Source organism: Liquorilactobacillus aquaticus DSM 21051 (assembly GCF_001436755.1).
GTDB classification, from domain to species: Bacteria; Bacillota; Bacilli; order Lactobacillales; family Lactobacillaceae; genus Liquorilactobacillus; species Liquorilactobacillus aquaticus.
The window spans coordinates 12,189-35,027 of the sequence record NZ_AYZD01000034.1 but is presented as its reverse complement, the minus strand read 5'-3'; the positions used below and the strand labels follow the sequence as shown (position 1 = coordinate 35,027).

Sequence of the window (22,839 nt, the reverse complement as noted above, 5' to 3'; positions counted from 1 at the left end):
GGAAAAATGAATCCAAAATTTGACATTTTTTTTAAAAATCAAGGCTTTGAAAACTTTTCGCCTATCCAAGAAAAAACTTATCCGCTACTCAATGCGGGGCGTAATGTTTTAGGATTAGCACCAACAGGCTCAGGGAAAACCTTAGCGTATACTATCCCCCTGCTAGAACGGATATCAAATGGAGGCGGTACGCAGCTAATGGTAATTGCGCCTTCACAAGAATTAGCTGCACAGCTGACTAATGTAATGCGAGTCTGGGCTAAAGTTCTGGATCTCAAAGTTGTTTCTTTGATTGGCGGAGCAAATGTGAAACGCCAGATTGAAAAGCTGAAAAAGCATCCAGAAATTGTGGTTGGAACGCCAGGCCGTATGCTAGAGCTAGCAGATGCAAAAAAACTGAAGCTGCATAAACTACAGTCAGTAGTATTGGATGAGGCAGATGAGTTATTGACGGAAGAGACGTTGATTTCTTGCCGTGAACTAATCAGTCACGGACCAGCACGCGTACAGATGTGTTTCTTTTCGGCTACTAAGACAAAAATTCTAGATGAACTACCACGCTGGTTCGGCACAGAGGTTGAAACAGTCGATGTTCGTTCAAGCGACAACACACAAGGTGAGGTTACGCATTATTTACTTGAAACACCTGTGCGCAAAAGAGTAGATACTTTAAGAAAATTAGCGCATCTTGATGGATTTTATGCGCTCGTCTTCTTTAAGCAAGTTGCGACGATTCAGGCTGCTGCGGAGAAATTGCATTATCTTGGCGTCAAGTTGGCCATCTTAGATGGGCAACAACGCCAGGTGCAGAGGGAACAGGCATTGCGTGATCTAAAGCAAAGAAAAATAGCGCTATTGTTGACTACTGATGTTGCAGCGCGTGGATTAGATATTGATGCTTTACCAGCAGTTGTTAATTTTGATTTGCCTAAGGATTCTAATACTTATATACATCGTGTGGGCCGAACAGGTCGGATGGGTGCTGCCGGAGTTGTGATTAATTTGGGTAATGAACATGACTTGCGTCATTTTAGACAGTTGCTCGTACACGAAGAATACATGCTTCATGAAGGATATTTGTATAGAGGAGAGTTAGTCGACAAGGAAGAGTTTGTTGAGAAAAAGCGCGCGGCTGATGAATCGTCGGAAAAAAGTAAACGAAAAGTAAAAAGCAAAAGCAAAAGTAAGAATAAGAATAAAGTCAATGTTTTAAAAAGAAGAGAGCAGGAATTGGTGCCTAAAAAGCATAAAAAGAAGCGCAAGAGGCAGCAGCTGAACAAGGGAAAACACGATAAAAATAAAAAATGAATTTCTCTGTTCTTTAGCTCCAACGGCCTCATTCCACAGTAATTAATAAAGTAAGTTGGGATTCAATTATTTACTTTGAAAATGATGATGACGCCATTATTAGTATTGACTTTAATGAGATAAGTTTTTATACTTATATGGTTGTTAGTTATTGTGGATTTGCGCTTGTAGCTCAGCAGGATAGAGCGACCGCCTCCTAAGCGGTAGGTCATCGGTTCGATTCCGATCAAGCGCATTATAATAAAGGCTGTATCCGAGCGAATCGGAAGACAGCCTTTTTCTTTTAAGAATATCTGTAACAAATAATTTGTAGTACAATGAGAGTAAGGATTAATATAATGGAGTTGATTGTTTTTGAAGAAAATAAAAGTGATGACGGTTTTTGGTACTCGGCCAGAAGCAATTAAAATGGCTCCATTGGTGTTGGCGCTCAAAAAAAATAAAAATTTTGAAGCATTAACTGTTGTAACAGCACAACACCGTGAGATGCTGGATCAGGTTTTGAAAACTTTCAATATTCGTCCCGATTATGACCTGAATATAATGCATGCCAATCAAACACTTGGTGAAATAACAGCAAACGTTCTGAAGCTGCTTAACAAGGTGCTTGAAAAAGAACAGCCCGACATTGTTTTAGTTCATGGTGATACAACAACAACTTTTGCAGCAGGAGTATCGGCTTTTTATCAAAAAATTCCATTAGGACATGTGGAGGCTGGTTTGCGAACTTGGAATAAATATTCACCCTATCCTGAAGAAATGAATCGACAAATGACAGATGTATTAAGCGACTTGTATTTTGCACCCACGAAGCAGAGCAAAAAAAATCTACTCAGAGAGGGTCATGCTGAGAAAAAAATATTTGTGACAGGTAATACTGCAATTGATGCATTAAATGAGACGATCCGCGATAATTATAGACATGAAACATTGAAAAAAATAGATCCCCAGCATAAGATAGTTTTACTGACAATGCATCGACGTGAAAATCAAGGCGATCCAATGAAAGATGTTTTTTTGGCAGTACGGGAAGTATTGCAGAGCCATCCAGATGTCGATGTCATTTATCCAATGCATTTAAACCCCAAAGTCCGTAAGATTGCACGCGAAGTGTTGGGCAATTTTGAGCGTGTTCATTTAATCGAACCACTAGATGTAGTTGATTTCCACAATCTCAGTGCCAAAAGCTATTTTATAATGACTGATTCCGGAGGGGTTCAAGAGGAAGCGCCCGCACTTGGAAAGCCAGTTTTAGTTTTGCGTGACACCACTGAACGACCAGAGGGAGTAACTGCAGGCACTTTAAAACTAATTGGGACTGAGTTTGATGACGTAAAAAAAGAAATGGAAAAACTGCTTGACGATCAAGCAGCGTATACGGAGATGTCGGAAGCCAACAATCCTTATGGTGACGGCCATGCAGCTGAAAGAATTATTGAAAGTTTAAACTATTTTTTTGGAAATCAGAAAAAGAGGCCAGTTGATTTTCAATAATGCTTTATGGGGGGAATCAATATGAGTGAACAAAAATTAGATCGGTATGGTTTTGGTATTGAAGAGCATGTTTTTAACCGTTACTTTCCAGGATATACAATTGCACTTAGATACTATCCCGAATTGCTTAACCTTATTGAAAAGCATCCTGATATTGAGAACGTGCGCACGGTATCTTCTAATATGAATATTGTTTTTGCGATTCTGCGCTATCAAGAGATGACAAAGGATTTAGTTAATTTACAAGCAGTCAGTGATGTGAATGAAACCGATGAAAAAATATCTGAAGAGGTACAGGAATTGCGTGAAATCATTGATGTCTTGGAACAGCTTAAATATATGATTGCGCATGATCCTGAAGCAACGCGTGAAATTGCGGCAACAAAGGACAAAATATTAGATTTGAATCATTTTAGAAAACCATAGTAGAATTTTAAATTAAAAAATCAGGTAAAGTAAAGGGTCATCTAGCTAACAAAAACTGTAATTTTTGTTAGTTAGATGACCCATTTTTGTTTAATTGTAATATGTTAATGGAATTTTTGCTTGACGAATGAGAGAAATATTTTGATAAGAATCAACAAAAGTCCTCCCAAACTAAGATACCAGCCTAGCTTTAAACCAGGCGTGTGGTAGGTCAGCTTAATAACATGACGCCCAGGTTTAAGCTTTAAACCAGTAAAGGCATTGTTGGTCTTGAGAACAGGCACAGGATGACCATTATCGGTTGCACTCCAGCCTTTAGAGTAAGGAATCGAAGAAGTGAGTACTCCGGTATGCAATGTAGTAATGACACCCGAAACATTATTGCGTGAAAATTTTAAATTTTTCAATCTATTTTTTTGAATTTTTTTAACTTCCGCAAAATAGTGATCATCTATTTTTTCAGCGGTTATTTTCAATTTAAAAGTATAGTTGCCAATTTTTGACGGTGTTAAGGTCAGATTGGTTGGTAAAGAAGCAAAGTATCCCATATTTAAGACCCCGTTTTTGACAGTTTTGTAAAATGAAAGCTCATTTTGCTTTGGTTGCTTAATTGTTCCGCTTGTAAGTGGTGAAGTGACTGTCAGTAAAAAACTGCTATCAGGTGTTCCTTGTAGAATGTGATAACGAAGGTTTTGGTAGTAACTCAGAGAATTATTGAGAGTCAAGGAACTACCGCTCGAAGTAGAGAGACGTTTTTGCTTTTCAAGTTCAAGCTGATTTTTTAGCTTCTCAGGTTTGTATTTAATGTCGCTGAATTCTAAATGCAACTCGGAATTTTTATATGCGTCGGGATTTTTAAGAACAATCGAATAAGATTCATCGCTATCTTTTCTCTGAATGTTACGTGAGGATACAAGATTACCGCGTGAAGATATCAATTGATATTCAACGTTTTGAACATTTGTTCCGATAGAAGCTTTTTTCAAAGAAGCGATAGATTTTGTATTTAAGAAGACTCCGGTCGCTAAAGCACGTTCTTTTTGTGTTGGAGACATTTTAGCATAGGTTGAGCTGGAAAAAGCACGATCTTGCCAATATATTAAGGGAAAAGCATAATCAGTGCGATAACGTTGTGTTTGCTGATTTTGAGAGCTATTCTGGTTGGTATCTGAAATCAGTGGACTGACTTTATCGAGTGTATAACCAGCTGGAATTTTCTTTTCGTTTGTCTGATTAAGCTGTGTAAACAAATAACGGACACCAAAAAAATTATTAAGAACTGTTCGATCGTCAAGTTGGCCTAAAGGAATATTTGCTTCAAATTGTGAATTTTGCATTATATTGGCAAAAGATCCTATATTTTTGTTTTGAAGTGAATAATATGAGTTAACAGAATTCGTGTTGCTCGGCAGTGTATTGTACATGTGGAACCCTGCTCCTAAGGAATAGTTGCTGCTTATTGTAGAAACACGATATGTGTCCGTTGCTTTCAGATCATTGTCAAGACCGGCATAGCGCTGCTTTATTAGTTTTTCATATGAACCAGATGGAAGCATCTCGTTAGAGTAGCCACCATTATAGGGCGCTTCAAAATAGATAGCGTTTAGGATTACATTCAGCAAAACTACAACTAAAAAAGCTTGTGCTGACTTGTTAGGTTTGTGCTGCGAGTAAAAAATAAGTGCTCTGTATGTTATAAGCAAGAATAAAAGCGGGATAAAAATTTTTTCGTCATTTTGAAAGTAATAGCAGCAGATAATAAAAACGGCATAAATAATGAGAGTGTTCCGAAACAAACGAACAATTTTAGGTGAAAGCTGAGGCACGTTTTGAATTAAGATGCAGGATGCAAGTGATAGCGGAAGGGCGAGCATCAATGTCCAACGATTAGAAGGTGCCATAAAGCCATTAAAAAAAGCACCAAAAAGAGGGAAAAGGAGCATCAGACCACCAATTATAAAAACACTAGCTAATAAGGGATAGTGGCGCCATTTGGCTAGGACATAGATAATAGCGAAAAAAACAATGCTGGCAAAGCCAAGCGCACTCCAAAAATAAAAATCACGATTTCCTCCATTAATCAGTTGTGAAGGGAGTGCAAGGTAATAGTAAAGTGGATAAAAGGTTAGCCCGTTAGCAAAAACTCCTCCGCTACGGGTAGAATTTTGAACTGCAAATATTTCTGGAATCAAAACAACTGCAGTGAGACAGAGGCTTAATAATGTACAGAAACACAGTTTAAGGAGTGTTTTGAGTAAAGGAATTCTTTTTCGATAATATAGTAAATAACGCAGTACAAGAAAAATGGCTGCACCGATTCCAAGCATGTACGCAAAATAAAAGTTGTTAAAGAGCATCCAGCAGAAAACAATAGTCAGCGGCCAAATAGACATCCCTTGTAAGACACGTTCAATAGCAATGATTAGTAATGGAAAAATAATAAAGGGGATGGTGAAAAATGGCTGAGCAATGTTTGAATACAGCAAAAAAGCATTGAAAATGTAAACTAAAGCTCCAGTGATTATTACAGGATGTGTAAGTTTTTTAAAGTGAGAAGCAAAAAAACAAAAGGCCATTCCGGCACAATAAAGGCGAATTACAATCAAAAACTGATAGGCAAAGACTATTTTGCTGGCAGGAAATAGCAAAGTCAAATAGCTGAAAAAATCCCCTAGAACGTAATAGCTATAAACTTGAAAAATATCTCCGCCAATTCCTAACTTCCATGACCACTGAGGAAGATCCTGTAGTGGATGGTGTAGGAATGAGCGCAATAACTGCTGATACTCTTGCAGAAGTGGAAGATGTTGCTGAGCACCATCAAGCCGCCAAATAAGTGAATGACCTGTCACCAAATAAGTCCCATAAACAAAAAACGAGACAAATAAAAAAATTAATGTATATTTAAAGTACAACGAAATATTATGTTTTTTTTCAAAGGAAAACTGCACAAAAAGCCCCTCCTGACTATCTGCAAGTATTGTACATTACAAACAACACTTGTGTGAAGTCAAGGAGAGGTTATTTTAAGATTATGTTACCTTTATCCGAAATTTTTCAAATTTTATTTTTTTATAATCAGGCAGTGGAAGATCATTTTTTTATTGCCTTTTTTTGTATGCAGAAAGTAGGGAGTCTGCAAAATTTTCAAGCTTTTTAATATCGTCATCAGAATCAGGAGCTAGATTAATCTTAACGCTTTCAGCACCTTTTGAAGCACCAGCTTGTGCGAATGCTTCGTCAAATTTATCAACTGCAACACAGTAATATTCACCGTAAAAAGTGTCACCTGAACCTGCAACACCATAAACTTTTCCAGCTAGATCAAGCTCAGCAAGATCTTCAAAAAAATCCATTCCTTCGTCAGGAAGAGCTCCTTCATCGTAGGTATAAGGAGTGACAACACAGATGTCAGCATCTTCAAAATCCGCAGCATCACATTGTGAGATTTCTTCGGTGTCGACTTCTACTCCTTTATTTTCCAGCGCTTCAGAAATAATATCAGCTACATCTTCATTATTGCCAGTAATAGATGCAAAAACGACTTTGGCTTTAGCCATTAAAATACCTTCTTTCATAATATATCACTATGAAACATTATAACAGATAACGGTTGAAACGAACGATAACAATTGAGGTTAATATATGTGAGATAAACTTAATGCGCCATTTTCAAGGATTTAAGTTATAATGAATAGTGAAAATAAATTGGAGGCATTTAGAAATAATGATTACATTAAAATCACCACGCGAGATTGAGGAAATGCAAAAGTCAGGAGCTATTCTTGCCGGAATGCATGTCGGCCTTAGAGATATCATCAAACCTGGTATTTCAAGTTGGGAAATTGAAAAATTTGCTTTGAAATATTTTAAAGAACACGATGCTATTCCAGAACAAGTTGGTTTTGAAGGTTATAAGTATGCGACTTGTATAAGTGTTAATGATGAGATTTGTCATGGATTTCCCCGTAAAAGTTTGATCTTAAAAGATGCAGATCTTGTGAAAGTCGATACGGTTGTTAATTATCACGGAGCAATGAGTGACTCATGTTGGACCTATGTTGTTGGCAAGTCAACCCCTGAAATTGACCGCCTAATGAAGGTTACTAAAGACGCTCTGTACCTAGGAATCGAAAAGGCACAGGTAGGAAATAGGATCGGAGATATCGGTGCAGCAATTCAGCATTTCACAGAAGATGAGAATGGTTACGGGGATGTGCGTGAGTTCATCGGTCATGGCATTGGACCAACAATGCATGAAAGCCCCAATGTGCCTCACTACGGTGAAGCTGGAAAGGGTCTTCGGTTAAGGGCTGGAATGACGATCACAATAGAGCCAATGATCAATATGGGAACATGGAAAGCAGAAATGGACGATCCCAATGGTTGGACGGCAAGAACTGCTGATGGAAGTTTATCTTGTCAGTACGAGCATACTTTGGCTATTACAAATGATGGTCCTAAGATTTTAACTTCCCAAGACCCTGCAAGAGATAAAAAATATCTGCTTAATAAATAGTTTAAATGATCCGAGTATGATGATCTTAGTAGTTTCCAAATTTTAAAAGAATTTGAAAACAAAATTTAAAACATAAAAAAATTTTTCTTGTTTTGCCTATTAAGAATGCTATAATAATCTATGTATTCTGATAACGCTAACAGATAAGGAGCTATCATAATGAAAGTCAGAAAAGCTGTTATTCCGGCGGCAGGATTAGGAACACGTTTCCTTCCAGCCACAAAGGCATTGGCAAAAGAAATGTTGCCAATAATTGATAAACCAACAATTCAATATATTGTAGAAGAAGCAAAGAAATCAGGAATAGAAGACATCCTTGTTGTTACTGGTAAGGGTAAGAGACCTATTGAAGATCATTTTGATTCTGTTCCAGAACTTGAACAGAACTTGAAGGAAAAAGGCAAGACAGAATTATTAAAATTAGTTGAACAGACAACAGATATCAATCTTTATTTCATTCGACAGTCACATCCACGAGGTCTCGGCGATGCAGTCTTGATGGCGAAGGATTTTGTGGGCAACGAACCTTTTGTGGTTATGTTAGGTGACGATTTGATGCGTGACAAGGTTCCATTGACCAAACAACTGATTGATCGTTACGATCAAACACACGCATCTACACTTGCAGTTATGAATGTTCCGCATGAAGAAGTATATAAATACGGAGTCATTGATCCGGGCTCTGAGACAAGCAGGGGCCTTTATGATGTAAAGAAGTTTGTTGAAAAACCAGACGTAGATAAGGCGCCAAGTGATTTAGCTATTATTGGACGTTATCTGCTGACACCAGAGATTTTTGGTATGTTGGAAACGCAAAAGCCAGGAGCGGGCAATGAGATTCAATTAACGGATGCAATTGATCGTTTGAATAAAATTCAGCGCGTCTTTGCGCACGAATTTAAAGGTGAACGTTTCGATGTAGGGTATAAGTTTGGTTATTTAAAGACTTCAATTCAATTTGGACTTGAACATCCCGAAGTTAAAGATGATTTGCGAGCATATATTAAAGAGTTATCTAAGTCTTTGAAGTAATCTACTTTTAAGAGCTTATCTTTTGAAAATAATTTTCAATTGTTGATTACATTTAAAAAAATAAGATATTATGAGTTTACCGGGAGCAAAATGTTCGTTTGCTCTCGGTTTCTTTTTTACTCATAATACAATATTTTTATTGAAATTATTTGATTTATATTTAATAATTATTTATGGTTAAAAAAGTTCAATCTTAGGATGTAGGGGGAAGTAAAATGGCACGGAAAAAGGGACATAAGGAATATAAGAAGTTGGTTCAATATGTTGCAGCTATTATTATTATTTTGTTGATTATTTTTTGGGGCTGGAAGAATGGAAGTATTCGTGCAAGATTAAATAGTTCTTTTAGTGATAATAAAAGTGCTCAAAAGGCCGAATATAAAAAACAGCAGAGTCTTGCTCAAAAAAAATATGGTACTGTCAAGAAAACGGACCAATCAAAAGCGAAAGTCGATGCAAGTTCAACTGCGGACAAGGTATCAAGTTCGGGTCAAGATGCTTCCCAAAGTGTTGATAAAAAACAATCTAAAGCTAGCGGAACAGATACAAAGACTAAAAGCAAGAAAACTACTTATGGATCTTACACAGTAAAATATGGTGATAGTTTAACAATGATAGCAGCGAAATATAATACAACTACGACCGAGCTGATGAACCTGAATAAATTAGACACAGGTACATTAAACCCTGGTACAAAATTGATAGTGCCAAGTACAAAAACATCCACCGCAGTTTCATCATCAGCAGATAGTGAATAGGAAATGCAGGATAATTCACTGTAGCTATGATCACAACGCATGTTAAGTGACGCTGGAAAGTAATTGTGGTAACCTTGGTTCGTATATTAATAAAACAATTACGATACAGTTGAAACGGACGGGGGATGGAAATGATTAAGGAAAATGGTCGTTTCAAGGGATTAATCAAAATAATAAAATCAATATTTCAGCGTTCATCTGATATTGACATTAGTAATACATCAATTGTTATTGCGTATTACTCTCTTCTAGCGTTTTTCCCATCTATTATTTTGATAGGCAATGTTTTGCCGCTCTTAAATATAAAATCAGGAACAGTGTTATCTTATTTAGAGACAGCAGTTCCAGCCACTATCTACGAGACATTACATCCAATTGTCGTCTCGTTTTTAAATAAAGGCAGTGGAGGACTGATTTCAATCAGCGCATTAGTTGCTTTGTGGGCAGCTAGCAAGGGAGTCAATGTTTTGAAGTTAGCATTGAACAATGCATATGATGTTGAGAATTCGCAAGGGGCCATAACTGCTAGAGTAATTTCTTTTTTTTTGACGATTGTTTTCGCAATTTTGTTGATTTCAATTATTATCTTATTTAGTTTTGGTCAGATGGTTTTAAGCTACATTACTCCAATCTTGAACTTGCCTATTGAATTTGCTGGAACCTTCGGAAAACTAAAGTGGCCGATTACTTTTTTTGCGCTCTTTATCATTTTGAGTTTGATGTATTATTTTCTACCAAATGCTAAACTTCATTTAGTGTTGGTTTTCCCGGGCGCGTTATTAGCAACTTTTGGGTGGATCATCTTGGCCCAGGGTTTTTCGATCTATGTACGTTATTTTGCCAAATCAGTTTTGAGCTACGGAACAATCGGAACATTCATAGTGCTTTTGTTTTGGCTTAATTACTCAGGCTGGATTATAATGTTGGGTGCTAGTCTTAACGCTACCTTAGAATACCGCTACTATAATATAATAAAGCCTAGAGAAGGCAAGTTACGCAAATATTTACGCGATAATTACGATAGATAATTTAATTAAATGCCAAGGTTAGAAAAAAAGGGAGCTGGATCAAAATTTTTAATTTTGATTCAGTTCCCTTTTCGATTTCTATTATAAAATCATACTTTTCAGTTAATCATTTGTTGAAGTATGTTTTTTGAAGTTGAGCTTTATTGTTAAAAATTTGCAAGAATATTTTCGATTTCATCCAATGAAAAGCCTTTACGGTAAAGAGCTTGTTTGACTTTAAAGTAGCGCTGCTTTTTGTCAATGGCGTGGTGCTTTTGCCATAGTTTGGCAGCTTCTTTTTCGAGAATTTGTTTTTCAATTTGCTCATCTTTGGTAAAATCACTGTTCTGAGTGATAGCACGTATTTCATCTGTTGAGAATCCTTTAGACAAAAAACGCTGTTTTATTTTCTGAATCTTTTTATTAAAAGGATAACGTGAATATTGTTTTTCATATTTTTCAGTCAAAGCTATGCCTTTAGCTATCATATAAGAGCTATTATATTCACTTGCGGCTTGCTCGATGTCCTTTTCGACTACACCTTTTGCACGGAGATTATTACGAATAACTTTGAAACCTTTATCGGAGGTTTTCATCATTGTTCGAATATAACTCTCTGCATATTTTTCATCATCTACAAGCTTTTCATAGCGCAGTTTCTCAATGACATGCGGAATCTTTTCTGGCGAGATCAAGTGTTTTTTTAAATAGTCTGTTATTTCTTTTTCCGTTCTTAATTGAGAAGAAAGATAATTTAGTGCTTTAGAATGGGCTTTAGCTATTTCATCAGCATTCGACAGATTTTCGATTTGTTCAGTTTTTAATTCTTGTCCTTTAAATAAATGATATTTTACAAGAACATCCTCACTAATTGAAAACGAATATTTGTCATTAAGATAAATGTTAAAACGTTTTTTTCTCTTTTGAAGTTGAATTTTTGTTATTTTCAAGGTATGACCGTCCTTTGGCAGTGGTATTCAAGCTTTTGTAATTATTATAACAATTTAGTGTAAATTATAAAATGTTGAAGAGACATGATATAATTATCTATAACATTTTAAAGGGAGAAAACAATGGTAGCATATTATCAAAAAAAAGATAATCATTTAATCAAGGTGGGGCAGCGTTTCCCTCTTACCATCAAAAGGTTAGGTATAAATGGAGAAGGTATTGGGTATTATAAGCATAAAGTAATATTTGTTCCTGGTGCTTTGCCGCAGGAAGTGATCGTTGCTGAGGTATCTTCGGTCGAACATAATTATGCGATTGCTAAAATGCATCGTTTAAGACATCGTAGCCAAGACCGAGTAGAGAAAAAAGATCATTATGATGTTGGTGGTATTGAATTAGAGCATTTAAAATATCCAAGCCAATTAGAATTTAAACGTGACATTGTTAGACAATCACTTGAAAAATTTAAACCTGAAGGCTATAAAAACTATAACCTTTTGCCGACAGTCGGAATGAAAGAACCATTTGAATATCGGAATAAAGCGCAATTTCAAGTTCGAAAAAATGAGCAGGGACAAGTAATCGCGGGATTATACCGACGTAATAGTCATGATTTGGTTTCTTTACCAACATTTAGTACTCAACGTCCTTTGACCTTAAAAATTATTCGAACGGTCTGTAAATTATTGCAGGAGTTGGATATCCCGATTTACGATGAAAAAAAGAATTCTGGAATTATCAAAACCTTGGTTGTGCGTGAATCAAGGGCAGAAGAGAACGCGCAATTAACTTTCATTACGAATTCGGATAAACTTCCCCAAAAGAAAACACTTCTGATGAAAATAAAAGAGAAATTGCCGATGGTGATTTCTGTCATGCAAAATGTCAATAAGGGAAGAAAATCGCTTGTTTGGGGGGAAAAAACGGTTCATTTAGCTGGGAAAAACTATCTTATGGAAAAATTAGGAAACATTCAATTTAAACTTTCTGCGCGTGCTTTTTTTCAATTGAATCCGCAGCAAACGGAGAAGATGTACGAGGAAATAGAAAAAGCACTTGCATTAAAGAAAAATGATGTTTTGATAGATGCATATTGTGGAGTAGGAACAATTGGTTTATTTGTTGCGGAGAAAGTTAAAGAAGTACGGGGCATGGATATTACGCCGGAATCGATCGAAGATGCACGCTTTAATGCAAAGCTGAACGGATTTTCAAATACTATGTATGAAACCGGAAAAGCGGAAGAGCTAATACCTCAATGGTTCGCGGAGGGTCTTGCTCCGAATGCACTTGTAGTTGATCCACCGCGTTCAGGGCTAGATATTAAGTTAATAAAAACTATTTTGCAAATTAAACCGACAAAATTTGTTTATGTTTCGTGTAATCCTTCAACCTTGGCACGTGATCTTGTAAAGCTGACAAGGATATATAAAGTTGAATATATACAATCAATCGATATGTTCCCACAAACTGCAAGATGTGAGGCGGTCGTGAAGCTGACACGTAAAAACAGTTAAAATTTTGCGGGGTTTGAGAAAAACTGGTTAAATTATATTGGTAGGGAAAACTATTATGAAGAAAAGATATATGTGGACTATTATTTTATCCCTTATGGTCGTAGTAATGGGCATCTTTCTTGAATATAAAAAGAGTGCCCCGAAACAGATGATAGAAAATAATACAGGGCATAAAGTGAATGAAGACAAGCAAATTGTGATTCAGAAAGTTGGAGGTTCCAGCAAAAGTAGAGATCAATTTGGATTAAATGTCAGAAATGAGCATGAAAATAGAATTATAGATTATACTGAAAAAGAATTAAAAAAAGATAATTTTATTGGAACAGTCTTGATCGTCAAAAATGGTAAGGCTATTTTTCAAAATGGCTATGGCTATGCAGACAGATTAAATAATAAAAAAAATTCAGCTACCTCGCTTTTTCAAATTGCTTCTGTTCAAAAAGCAGCAACCGGAGTAATGCTTATGAAGTTGGTTCAGGCTGGTCGAATGTCATTAAACGACAAACTTTCTAAGTACTATCCTAATATTGGATATAGTAGTGCAGTTACATTAAGAGAGATGTTGAATATGATTTCGGGAGTATCTTTGAAAACAATGCCTGAGAAAGTAATGTCGCAAGACCAACTGGTAAATTATGTCGCCAAAAATGTAGAAGTAAATCCCAAACATATAGGTAAGCAGTATTACCAGCCGGCTAATTTTGTGTTATTAGCAGGAATAATCAAGAAACTAACTGGGCGTAGCTATTATAAAGAATTCAGACGGACAATTCAAGAACCGCTTGGTTTAGAAAATACTTGTTTTTTCGATGAATATTATAAATTAATCAACGGAAAGACAATAGCCTACAATTCTGTGAATATGAATGATTATAGAACACTTGCAAATGAGCAAAAATACCAATACACCAATGAGCTGGGGACTGGAAATCTTTACATGACGAATGGTGATTTATATAAAATGCTTCGTACTTTTGTTACTGGAGGAGTGTTGAACACTAGATCTACATCTGAGTTATTTACAGTTTTTCCTCCTAACAATACATACAGTTCTGGTCTTTATCATCTAAAGTATTTACAACAATTCAAAGAGCTTGGAATAAATAGTGGTTATCATTTCCATGGTGCTGAGTATGGTTACGAAACAATTGGAGATATTTCGGCTGATGGTAAACAAGCTGTTATTTTGCAGACGAATAATCCAAATTCAAGAAAACCTTTCAATATGGTAGTTGATTCTGAGTTGTATCATTTTTTACTGACACATTAAGCAAAAAATTGAAGTTCGAGAAAAGATGCAATAAACTTTAGGCTTTTTCACATAACTTTGCTATAATGGATGTGATATCGGTGTAGAATACACCTGTGTTTATAGAAGGCAGGGTTTTTAATGCGTCAGTCTAAAGAGCCAAGAGAAGGTGAATTTATCACCATCAAAAGTTATAAACATGACGGTAGTTTGCATCGAACGTGGCGAGACACAATGGTGCTGAAGACAAGTGAAAATGCATTGATTGGATGTAATGACCATACATTAGTAACTGAGTCGGATGGACGACGTTGGGTCACACGAGAACCTGCACTAGTGTATTTCCATAAACATTACTGGTTTAACATTATTGCAATGATTCGTGATAATGGAGTGTCCTATTATTGTAATCTTGCATCTCCAGCTGTTTTGGATAGGGAAGCTTTAAAATATATAGACTATGATCTAGATGTTAAAGTTTTTCCTAATGGAGAAAAGAAATTGTTAGATGTTGACGAGTATGAGGAACATGGAGCAAAATGGCACTATTCAAGTGAGATTGACAAAATATTAAAGCACAATGTTTTAACGCTTGTCGATTGGATAGACGGCGGCAAGGGACCTTTTTCGAAGGAATACATTGAAATTTGGTATAAGCGGTATCTCGAATTGTCACGACGTCAGTGAATATCTCAGTTTATAACAGAAAATCTGTAGTTACAAAGTCCCTCGGTTTGTGATTACAGTTTTTTTTGACACTTTTAAGTTTTATTGTGTTTGAAATTATATGGGGCATTATAAGGGATGGTTATGTAAATGTTTGAAAGCTTAAAAAAATCAAGAATCTTATTTTGGACGGTTGAATTACTCCTCTTAGCGTCTTTAATTTGGGTATGTTCAAATATTGGCTTTGTATTTGAACCGATAGGTACTTTTATATCTACGTTGTTTACTCCTGTTATTATATCGGGTTTTTTATATTATCTTTTTAGACCACTTGTCAATATATTAATGAAAATCAAAATTAATAAGTTTAAAGTGAACCGGACATTGGCTGTTGTTATTGTGTTTCTCCTTTTAGGTACAATAGTTGCATTGGCACTGATTTTTTTAATACCCTTATTGATCTCTCAGGTTGGACAGTTGATAGCTAAAACACCTACATATCTAGCCAAATTACAGGAAATTCTTAATCAATACTATGTTGATCTCAGCCATTATGAATGGGTCAGACGCTTAAATGTTCACAGCTATATCGAAAAATTTGAAAAGACAGTTGAAAACTCATTGGAGAGTTTTATGGGAGGAGTCACAAACAGTTTAGGAACAATCATTGGGACAATAACCAGCATTACAGTAACTGCAATAACAGTGCCATTTATGCTTTTTTACATGCTTAAGGATGGACACAGATTAGTTCCGAACATAAAAAAAATGATGCCTGAGCGACCGGCTGATAAAACTGAGATCTTATTAGGGAAGATGGGGGATACGATTTCAAAGTATATTGGTGGTCAGGCAATTGAATGTGCCTTTGTTGCGACTTTTACATTCCTTGGTTATTGGGCGATTGGAATGCCTTATGCTTTCTTGCTGGGAGTCTTAGCCGGAACTACCAATATAATTCCTTACCTTGGACCATATATTGGGTTACTGCCAGCATTGATTCTAGCAGTTTTTATTTCCCCTAAAATGGTTATTACGGTTGTTGTCGTTTGTGTGATAGTTCAGCAGGTTGACGGTAATCTCATTTATCCCAATGTTATTGGTAAAAGTTTAGATATTCATCCGTTGACGATCATTATTTTGCTTTTGGTAGCTGGAAATATTGCTGGACTGATGGGAATGATCTTGGGAATACCTACATATGCTGTTTTGAAGGTTGTTATTAAGTATTTTGTAGATATATACCATTTAGAAAATGAACACGAACGAAAATAAATGCATAGTTTTCCCTTGATTGACGCTAGTATACAACTATGTTATTGTATACTAAGTTTATAAAGACAGTGATTAAGTATTATTCTGTATAGCTGAGATATGGCTATTATGTTACTTGAGGTAAAACTGTCGCTGTAGTAGTACAGTGGTTAAAACTTGGGACAAGTTTAGCCAGAATATAGTTGTTAATGCAGAAATTTGATTTCGAGTTGAACGATGAGGTTAAAAAAATGAAGAGAGTTATTACTTACGGAACATTCGATTTGCTGCACAAAGGTCATGTTAGACTGTTAAAGCGAGCGGCTGCCTTAGGAGACCATCTGACAGTCGGCGTTTCAACTGATGAATTTAACGCGATTAAAGGAAAAAAAGCGTATACTTCATATGAAGACCGGAAGTATATTTTAGAAGCAATTAAATATGTCGATGATGTGATCCCCGAGGAAAATTGGGATCAAAAGATAAACGATGTTATTAAGTACAACATTGATCTATTTGTGATGGGCGATGATTGGAAAGGAAAGTTCGATTTTTTAGAAGATTATTGCCAAGTTGTTTATTTACCTCGAACTGAAGGTATTTCAACTACAAAAATAAAAGATGATTTAGGAATGAACTAGAAAAATAAGTGTGTTTTTGGCTTTGGTAACATTTTTATGTCAACCGAGGCTATTTTTATTGTTATGTTAAAAATTATATATTTTTAACTTGAAGATGTTAGCAGCTGAGGAATCGCTTCAGTGTAATCAAAATATTAGGTGAATAAAATTATGAGAAAAATGGAAGTTAAATATATTACTAAAAATGAACCTTTGTTGCTGGGGAAGAAAGACCTTGGTAAAACAAAAATGTCCGTCAGTGACAAGAAAAGTTTCTGGGAATTACGGGGAGTCTCGCTGAATATCGGTGAAGGTGAGGCCGTCGGAGTGATCGGTACAAATGGTTCAGGAAAAGAAGCTTTGATTGACATTTTAGCAGGAAATACGAAGCAAACAACGGGATTTATTACGATTGACGGAAAAGTTAATCGTGCAAGTGCACGACGTGGTATGGATAATGCACTGACCGGATTGGAAAATATTCAAAAAGCAATTTCTGCAACCGAACTTGATGAAATCAAAGCCAAACATTTGGTCAATGCGATCATTAATTTTACTGATTTAGGAGAATTGCTGTACCGCCCTGTGGGTGATTATTCAATTGGTATGTACTCATGTTTGAGTTTAGGGATAGCTCTTTTTGTAACACCTAAATTGGTATTGCTGGATAGTGTTTTAGGTAACTTGGATAATATATTCTATATAAAAGCGGCCCAAAAAATTCAGTCATTGAAGGATATTGGGGTCTCATTTATTATTGCGGATACCAATGTTTTCAATATCGAACGCTTCTGTGAACGGACTGTCTGGCTTCAGTATGGTGAGGTTCAAGGTTTTGGACCAACAAAAGAGGTCTTAGAACAATTTGAATATTATATTAATTGGTTTAGGTCGCTGAGTTTACCTGAAAAAAATGATTATTTAGCAAAAAAACAGAAAGAACGCATTGATTTTGATGTTAGTACTGTCTATGAGGAATTTAAAAGCGAGCAATTCAAACATGGCTTCACACGTAAAGATGAACCGCGTATGCGTAAAGCTTTTTATAAAGACCATGGTGTGGATCCGGTAAATAATGAGAATGGCAATATTGAAGAAAAAAATGATGATGAAAAGAATCCACAAAACAAGAAGAAAAATAAAAACAGCAAATTAAAGTATGCAGTAGGTGTTTTAGTAACATTTTTAATTATAGGTGGTGTGTGGTTCAGCATCGATAATAAAATTTTTGCAGGTATTGGCAATAATAATGATGTTACACAAACAGCTTCTGAAAAAAGTAAACAAGAGAAAAAGACGGAATCTACGGCAAAAAAAGCTTCTAAAAACAGCAGCAAATCCAAAGCGTTGTCGGATTCAAAAGCTAAAGTAGCATCATCGCAAGCTGCCGCATCATCTTCAGCAGCATCGTCAAAAGCATCAAGCGAGAGCGCAGCAAGCTCTTCTTCAGCTAAGGCGTCTAGTGAAAGTAAGGCAGCGTTATTAAAAAATACGCAGACCATTAACGTTTCTGATGGTGATACATTAGAGGGACTTGCACAAAAATATGCTACAACTGCTGATAAAATCAAAGAAATAAATAGTATGACTTCGGATAGCCAATTGAAATCGGGAGATATTATAAGAGTTCCGAAATGATGGATAGTGCGGCTTAAGTTAAGATTAATTTTTAGAGGAGTAAAAACTGATATGAGTTTAGATTCTGAACCTGCAGGATGGCTGATAATAATTTTAATATTTTTAATATTGGCAGCTTTATATATATTATCAAGTTCAGTGGCCGCTTTTTCTTTATTAAAGGCAAACAATGAAGTAAAAAACGAAATTCCTGATAAGTTGGAGCGATTCGCAAAATATCTGAATGCAATCAACTTGGCAATTGTGTTCCTAATAGTGATGGAAGCTGGAATTGTTACGCTTGGCTGTTTGAATTTGTATAGTGCAGAGTTAGACGGTATAGGGTGTTTTATCCTTATTAACTGTTTGCTGACCAGTGTTTTGTATTTATTAACACAGATATTTCCTAAAGTAATCATTGGGGAGCGTCCTTCTAGGTTTTTTCAGAGAACTTACCGTACGGCTGTAATTTTGGGAAGTCTTTTTTACCCTTTTGCTTTGTTTTTAAATAAAATCGGCTTAAAGCTGACGCCCCAAACCAAAAAAAATAAAACGATAAACAAAGCTTCTTGGGAAACAATTATTGACATGATTACGCATGAAAAAGGAAATGGTGAATTAAATAACGAAGCGTTTGAAATGATTGAAGGAGTCATTTCGATGCATGGTAAAATGGCACGTGAAGTGATGGTTGCTCGAACTGATGCTTTCATGATTGATATTCAAAATGACAATGATCGTAATATTGATGCAATTTTGCAAATGCCTTATTCAAGAGTACCTGTTTATAATGAGGATAAAGATAATATTTTAGGGGTAGTGCACATAAAAAATGTGCTGCGTACTGCCCGTAAAGACGGTTTTGAGCACGTTACCATCAGACGGGTATTGCAACCAGCGTTATTTATACCTGAAACAATGACAATTGATGAAGTAATGTTTGAGATGAAAAAAACTCAAAATCAAATGGCTATTTTATTTGATGAGTATGGCGGTGTAGTTGGTCTAGTTACTTTAGAAGACCTTTTAGAAGAAATTGTCGGCGAGATTGATGATGAATCTGATCAGCCAGATCAAATATATCATAAGGTATCTGATAACGAATTTGTCGTGCAAGGGCGGCTTTCACTCGATGATTTTAATAGTGAATTTGGAACAACCTTGGTGATGAATGAAGTTGATACAATTGCAGGATATATAATAACAAAATTGGGTTTTATACCAAGTGATGGTGAAAAAGTTAAGGTCGAGACGGATGAACATGTAGTTCTTTTAACGGAATTAATTGATGATTCACGCATAATGAAGGTTCGTGTGATTTTACCAGCAGCTTTAGTCATGGAACACGTGCGCAAGGAAAAAAGCATGCGTGAAATTTGATAAATAAGTTAAAAAAATGGCTCTAATTTGGAGCTCATTTTAATGAACTTAAAAAGATAATTTTGTATAAGAAAGAGGTTTGAAATGGAAAAGGAAAAAATGATAGATGCTGTTGAAAAACGAAGAACATTTGCGATTATTTCTCATCCGGATGCTGGGAAAACAACAATTACTGAGCAATTATTGCTTTTTGGGGGAGTAGTTCGCAAAGCTGGTACAGTTAAAGCAAAAAAATCTGGCAGTTTTGCAAAATCTGATTGGATGGAGATTGAGAAAAAACGTGGTATTTCAGTTACTAGTTCTGTAATGCAATTCGATTATGCTGGGAAAAGGATCAATATCTTAGATACACCGGGTCATGAGGACTTTTCCGAGGATACATATCGAACTTTGATGGCAGTAGATTCAGCTGTTATGGTGATTGATTCCGCTAAAGGAATAGAACCACAGACAAAAAAGTTGTTTCAAGTATGTAAAATGCGTGGAATTCCTATCTTCACATTCATTAACAAACTAGATCGTGATGGAAGAGAGCCGTTAGATCTCGTAACTGAACTTGAAGAAGTTTTGAATATTCAAGCCTACCCAATGAATTGGCCTATTGGAATGGGAAAAGGTCTGAAAGGAATATATGATATTTTCAATAAGCGGATTGAACTTTACCGTCGTGAAGATAAGGATGAAAGTTTCGTTAAACTTGATGATAGTGGAGAAATTATTGGTGAACATCCACTGAAAGAAGAAAGTATTTATCAGCAAGTACTGGGCGAAATTGAGCTATTGAAAGATGCTGGGAATCATTTTGATGCTGCAAAAATTAGTCAAGGTAAATTAACGCCTGTCTTTTTTGGATCGGCATTAACAAATTTTGGAGTAAAGACTTTCTTAGATGCATATCTTCAGTTTGCGCCTGCACCACATGAGCACCGGACAAATGATGATGATATTGTTAAACCTGTAGATGATGTTTTTTCTGGTTTCGTATTTAAAATTCAGGCCAATATGAATCCTAATCACCGTGATCGAATTGCGTTTGTTAGAATTTGTTCAGGAAAATTCGAACGCGGAATGGATGTCACTCTGGCACGGGGAAACAAAAAAATTCGTTTATCCAATTCTACACAATTTATGGCAGATACACGGGAAACGCTGAATTCTGCGGTTGCAGGCGACATCATTGGTTTGTATGATACCGGAAATTTTCAAATTGGGGATACGATATATAGTGGTAAAAAAACAATTCAGTTTGAAAAGTTACCTCAATTTACGCCTGAAATTTTTGTTAAGGTTACGGCTAAGAATGTTATGAAACAAAAATCGTTTCATAAGGGAATAGATCAATTGGTTCAAGAAGGGGCCATCCAATTGTATCAAAGCTATAGTACGGGAGATTATATTTTGGGGGCTGTTGGTCAGCTGCAATTTGAAGTTTTTCAATTTAGAATGTTAAATGAATATCATTCTGAGGTTGTAATGACGCCAATGGGCAAGAAGATAGCCCGTTGGATTAAACCCGAGCAATTGGACGAAAAAATGTCCACATCGCGTAATTTGTTGGTTAAAGATCGCCAAGAACAACCTTTGTTTTTATTTGAGAATGAATTTTCGGAAAGATGGTTCCAAGACAAGTACCCAGAAGTTAAGCTGACTGCTAAATTATAAAATTATCTCGGAGCCGAGCCAAGGGAGAACAGCGCTAACGGCAGACTACAAACGTGCTCTGAACTTTGGGTTAGGTATAAGTTGGTTGTCTACAAGCGCTTCAGTATGAATTCTGCTAAAGTGCAAAAATAGAACGCAAAAAAGACGACAAGTCAAAATTTGAATTTTGACCGGTCGTCTTTTTATTTTTACACCATAAAAATTTGTTAACTATTTAAAATTTAAGATATTGACGTGGAATCCAGACATCTTGAACAAGCTTGAACCATACGACATCATCATTCAAAGTTTTTGCAGTAATGGAAACTTTAGTTCCATCTTTAAGGGCACCCACTTTTTGTCCAAATGGTGAGTCATAGACACCGATATCTTTATTTGGGATAAAATCAATCAATGCTTCTTTAGAATTTTTAAACCTCTTGACTTGCGCCACAGCCTTGGGTGATAACATGGAGAAGTCTTCCATCTTATTTGAATAAGCCATTTTTTTAGAATCGAACTTAACCCAGATCGTTCCCCCTAGGCAGTACCAAAGTTCGCCAGTGTTCAGTGTAATCGAAGAAAAGGTACGCCAAACAGTGTTCAGTGCAAAAGAAATGTTTATTTGTTCCCCTTGCGGTTTTTCATAGCTAGAAATAGGTGCCAATATTCTTAAATAGGTTTCAGTTTTTTTAACATCTTTCCATGAGCTATGACGATAATAAAAGGTAACAAAGCTTTGGTCATAAGAAAAATTACCCCGCAGTTTACCCGAAACGCGGAGTAGGTTATACCCAGGAAGAGAAGGCGAAAACAGTTGGAATGGTTCCTTAACTTTTCCTTTGACCAATTGCGGGTCAGTCAAGAAAAAGTTAGTATCAATATCGCGACAGATTACCCAAATTACACCAGCATCTTTTTTGCTATAGGTTAAAGTAATTATGCCGTAGTGCGAAGCAAAATAACTGGTAAATCCTTTGATCCTAACCAAATTGTAATCAGTCAGTTTCTTGAACTGTAACCTTAACTTTTCACCCAGTGTGCCACTAATAATTTGTGAGGGAGAGAGAAGATTACCTTGCAAATCTTGATAAACAACTAAAAGCAACGCGTTTTGACGGGTTACGTTCTTTTGAGGTGCAATTGTTATCGGTTTCTGACGGATTGCCTCTTCATTTTCTTCAGCTGCTTTGATCTCTGTAATTGTTTTAGAGCGAACAGCTAAAGTTTCATCTTTTGGAGCAGATTCGAAAACTCTCTTATGATGTCTGTTCTTGCGAAGCGGATTTCTAATAATTAGGCGTTTAAAGAGGTCAGAAAAGGACAATAATAACACCACCTTAATAATTTATTGAATATATAAATTATAATCGTCTTTGCTGACTATTAACAGTAAGAAC

19 protein-coding genes and 1 tRNA gene are annotated in these 22,839 nt (G+C 36.0%); 16 read left to right on the top strand and 4 right to left on the bottom strand.

Annotated elements, in window-relative coordinates; translation table 11 throughout:
- Positions 1 to 6: 6 nt before the first annotated feature.
- The 4 genes from FC19_RS10595 (at position 7) to FC19_RS10580 (ending at position 3,228) form a co-directional block, all read left to right on the top strand.
- On the top strand, positions 7 to 1,308 hold the full coding sequence (locus tag FC19_RS10595; RefSeq protein ID WP_057876918.1) for a DEAD/DEAH box helicase: 1,302 nt from the start codon (positions 7 to 9) through the stop codon (positions 1,306 to 1,308).
- A gap of 161 nt (positions 1,309 to 1,469) precedes the next feature.
- Positions 1,470 to 1,543: transfer RNA gene (locus FC19_RS10590), tRNA-Arg, on the top strand.
- A 119-nt stretch (positions 1,544 to 1,662) separates the two neighbouring features.
- Positions 1,663 to 2,802, top strand: a complete 1,140-nt coding sequence (gene wecB, locus FC19_RS10585) for a non-hydrolyzing UDP-N-acetylglucosamine 2-epimerase (protein WP_057876917.1) — start codon at positions 1,663 to 1,665, stop codon at positions 2,800 to 2,802.
- Between the two features lie 21 nt (positions 2,803 to 2,823).
- The gene (locus tag FC19_RS10580) at positions 2,824 to 3,228 is read left to right on the top strand and encodes a hypothetical protein (protein ID WP_057876916.1); all 405 of its coding nucleotides are present in this window, start codon (positions 2,824 to 2,826) and stop codon (positions 3,226 to 3,228) included.
- Between the two features lie 104 nt (positions 3,229 to 3,332).
- Here the strand turns inward: FC19_RS10580 and FC19_RS10575 are convergent, their stop codons facing one another.
- Positions 3,333 to 6,179 carry a YfhO family protein gene (locus FC19_RS10575; RefSeq protein WP_057876915.1) on the bottom strand — a complete coding sequence of 949 codons (2,847 nt, stop codon included), beginning with the start codon at positions 6,177 to 6,179 and terminating at the stop codon, positions 3,333 to 3,335.
- 150 nt (positions 6,180 to 6,329) lie between these two features.
- A complete protein-coding gene (locus FC19_RS10570; RefSeq protein WP_057876914.1) occupies positions 6,330 to 6,788 on the bottom strand; it encodes a flavodoxin in 459 nt (152 codons plus the stop codon).
- Positions 6,789 to 6,955: 167 nt separating this feature from the next.
- On the opposite strand from FC19_RS10570, the gene map reads away from it, so the two are divergent.
- The 4 genes from map (at position 6,956) to FC19_RS10550 (ending at position 10,565) form a co-directional block, all read left to right on the top strand.
- Positions 6,956 to 7,747, top strand: coding sequence for a type I methionyl aminopeptidase (gene map / locus FC19_RS10565; protein ID WP_057876913.1), 792 nt, complete (start codon positions 6,956 to 6,958; stop codon positions 7,745 to 7,747).
- Positions 7,748 to 7,906: 159 nt separating this feature from the next.
- On the top strand, positions 7,907 to 8,779 hold the full coding sequence (gene galU / locus FC19_RS10560; protein WP_057876912.1) for a UTP--glucose-1-phosphate uridylyltransferase GalU: 873 nt from the start codon (positions 7,907 to 7,909) through the stop codon (positions 8,777 to 8,779).
- Positions 8,780 to 8,994: 215 nt separating this feature from the next.
- Complete coding sequence (locus FC19_RS10555) at positions 8,995 to 9,537, top strand: LysM peptidoglycan-binding domain-containing protein (protein ID WP_057876911.1); 543 nt, start codon at positions 8,995 to 8,997, stop codon at positions 9,535 to 9,537.
- Between the two features lie 131 nt (positions 9,538 to 9,668).
- Positions 9,669 to 10,565 carry a YihY/virulence factor BrkB family protein gene (locus FC19_RS10550; RefSeq protein ID WP_235809378.1) on the top strand — a complete coding sequence of 299 codons (897 nt, stop codon included), beginning with the start codon at positions 9,669 to 9,671 and terminating at the stop codon, positions 10,563 to 10,565.
- Positions 10,566 to 10,711: 146 nt separating this feature from the next.
- On the opposite strand, the gene recX is transcribed toward FC19_RS10550, so the two are convergent.
- Complete coding sequence (gene recX, locus FC19_RS10545) at positions 10,712 to 11,494, bottom strand: recombination regulator RecX (RefSeq protein WP_057876910.1); 783 nt, start codon at positions 11,492 to 11,494, stop codon at positions 10,712 to 10,714.
- 123 nt (positions 11,495 to 11,617) lie between these two features.
- Between recX and rlmD the strand changes: the two genes are divergently transcribed.
- From rlmD to FC19_RS10505, 8 genes are all read left to right on the top strand, one after another.
- Positions 11,618 to 13,012 carry a 23S rRNA (uracil(1939)-C(5))-methyltransferase RlmD gene (gene rlmD / locus FC19_RS10540; protein ID WP_057876909.1) on the top strand — a complete coding sequence of 465 codons (1,395 nt, stop codon included), beginning with the start codon at positions 11,618 to 11,620 and terminating at the stop codon, positions 13,010 to 13,012.
- 55 nt (positions 13,013 to 13,067) lie between these two features.
- Entirely contained in the window at positions 13,068 to 14,282 is a 1,215-nt protein-coding gene (locus FC19_RS10535; protein WP_083488447.1) for a serine hydrolase domain-containing protein, read from the top strand.
- A 120-nt stretch (positions 14,283 to 14,402) separates the two neighbouring features.
- Positions 14,403 to 14,948 (top strand): nucleoside tri-diphosphate phosphatase, encoded by a 546-nt coding sequence (ntdP, locus tag FC19_RS10530; protein ID WP_057876907.1) that lies wholly within the window; start codon positions 14,403 to 14,405, stop codon positions 14,946 to 14,948.
- Positions 14,949 to 15,077: 129 nt separating this feature from the next.
- Positions 15,078 to 16,202, top strand: a complete 1,125-nt coding sequence (locus FC19_RS10525; RefSeq protein WP_057876906.1) for an AI-2E family transporter — start codon at positions 15,078 to 15,080, stop codon at positions 16,200 to 16,202.
- 230 nt (positions 16,203 to 16,432) lie between these two features.
- Positions 16,433 to 16,822 (top strand): glycerol-3-phosphate cytidylyltransferase, encoded by a 390-nt coding sequence (tagD, locus tag FC19_RS10520; protein ID WP_057876905.1) that lies wholly within the window; start codon positions 16,433 to 16,435, stop codon positions 16,820 to 16,822.
- A 150-nt stretch (positions 16,823 to 16,972) separates the two neighbouring features.
- Positions 16,973 to 18,439, top strand: coding sequence for an ATP-binding cassette domain-containing protein (locus tag FC19_RS10515; protein ID WP_057876904.1), 1,467 nt, complete (start codon positions 16,973 to 16,975; stop codon positions 18,437 to 18,439).
- Between the two features lie 51 nt (positions 18,440 to 18,490).
- Complete coding sequence (locus tag FC19_RS10510) at positions 18,491 to 19,798, top strand: hemolysin family protein (RefSeq protein ID WP_057876903.1); 1,308 nt, start codon at positions 18,491 to 18,493, stop codon at positions 19,796 to 19,798.
- 84 nt (positions 19,799 to 19,882) lie between these two features.
- Positions 19,883 to 21,460, top strand: coding sequence for a peptide chain release factor 3 (locus FC19_RS10505; protein ID WP_057876902.1), 1,578 nt, complete (start codon positions 19,883 to 19,885; stop codon positions 21,458 to 21,460).
- A 214-nt stretch (positions 21,461 to 21,674) separates the two neighbouring features.
- Here the strand turns inward: FC19_RS10505 and FC19_RS10500 are convergent, their stop codons facing one another.
- Complete coding sequence (locus FC19_RS10500; protein WP_057876901.1) at positions 21,675 to 22,766, bottom strand: MucBP domain-containing protein; 1,092 nt, start codon at positions 22,764 to 22,766, stop codon at positions 21,675 to 21,677.
- Positions 22,767 to 22,839 lie beyond the last annotated feature (73 nt).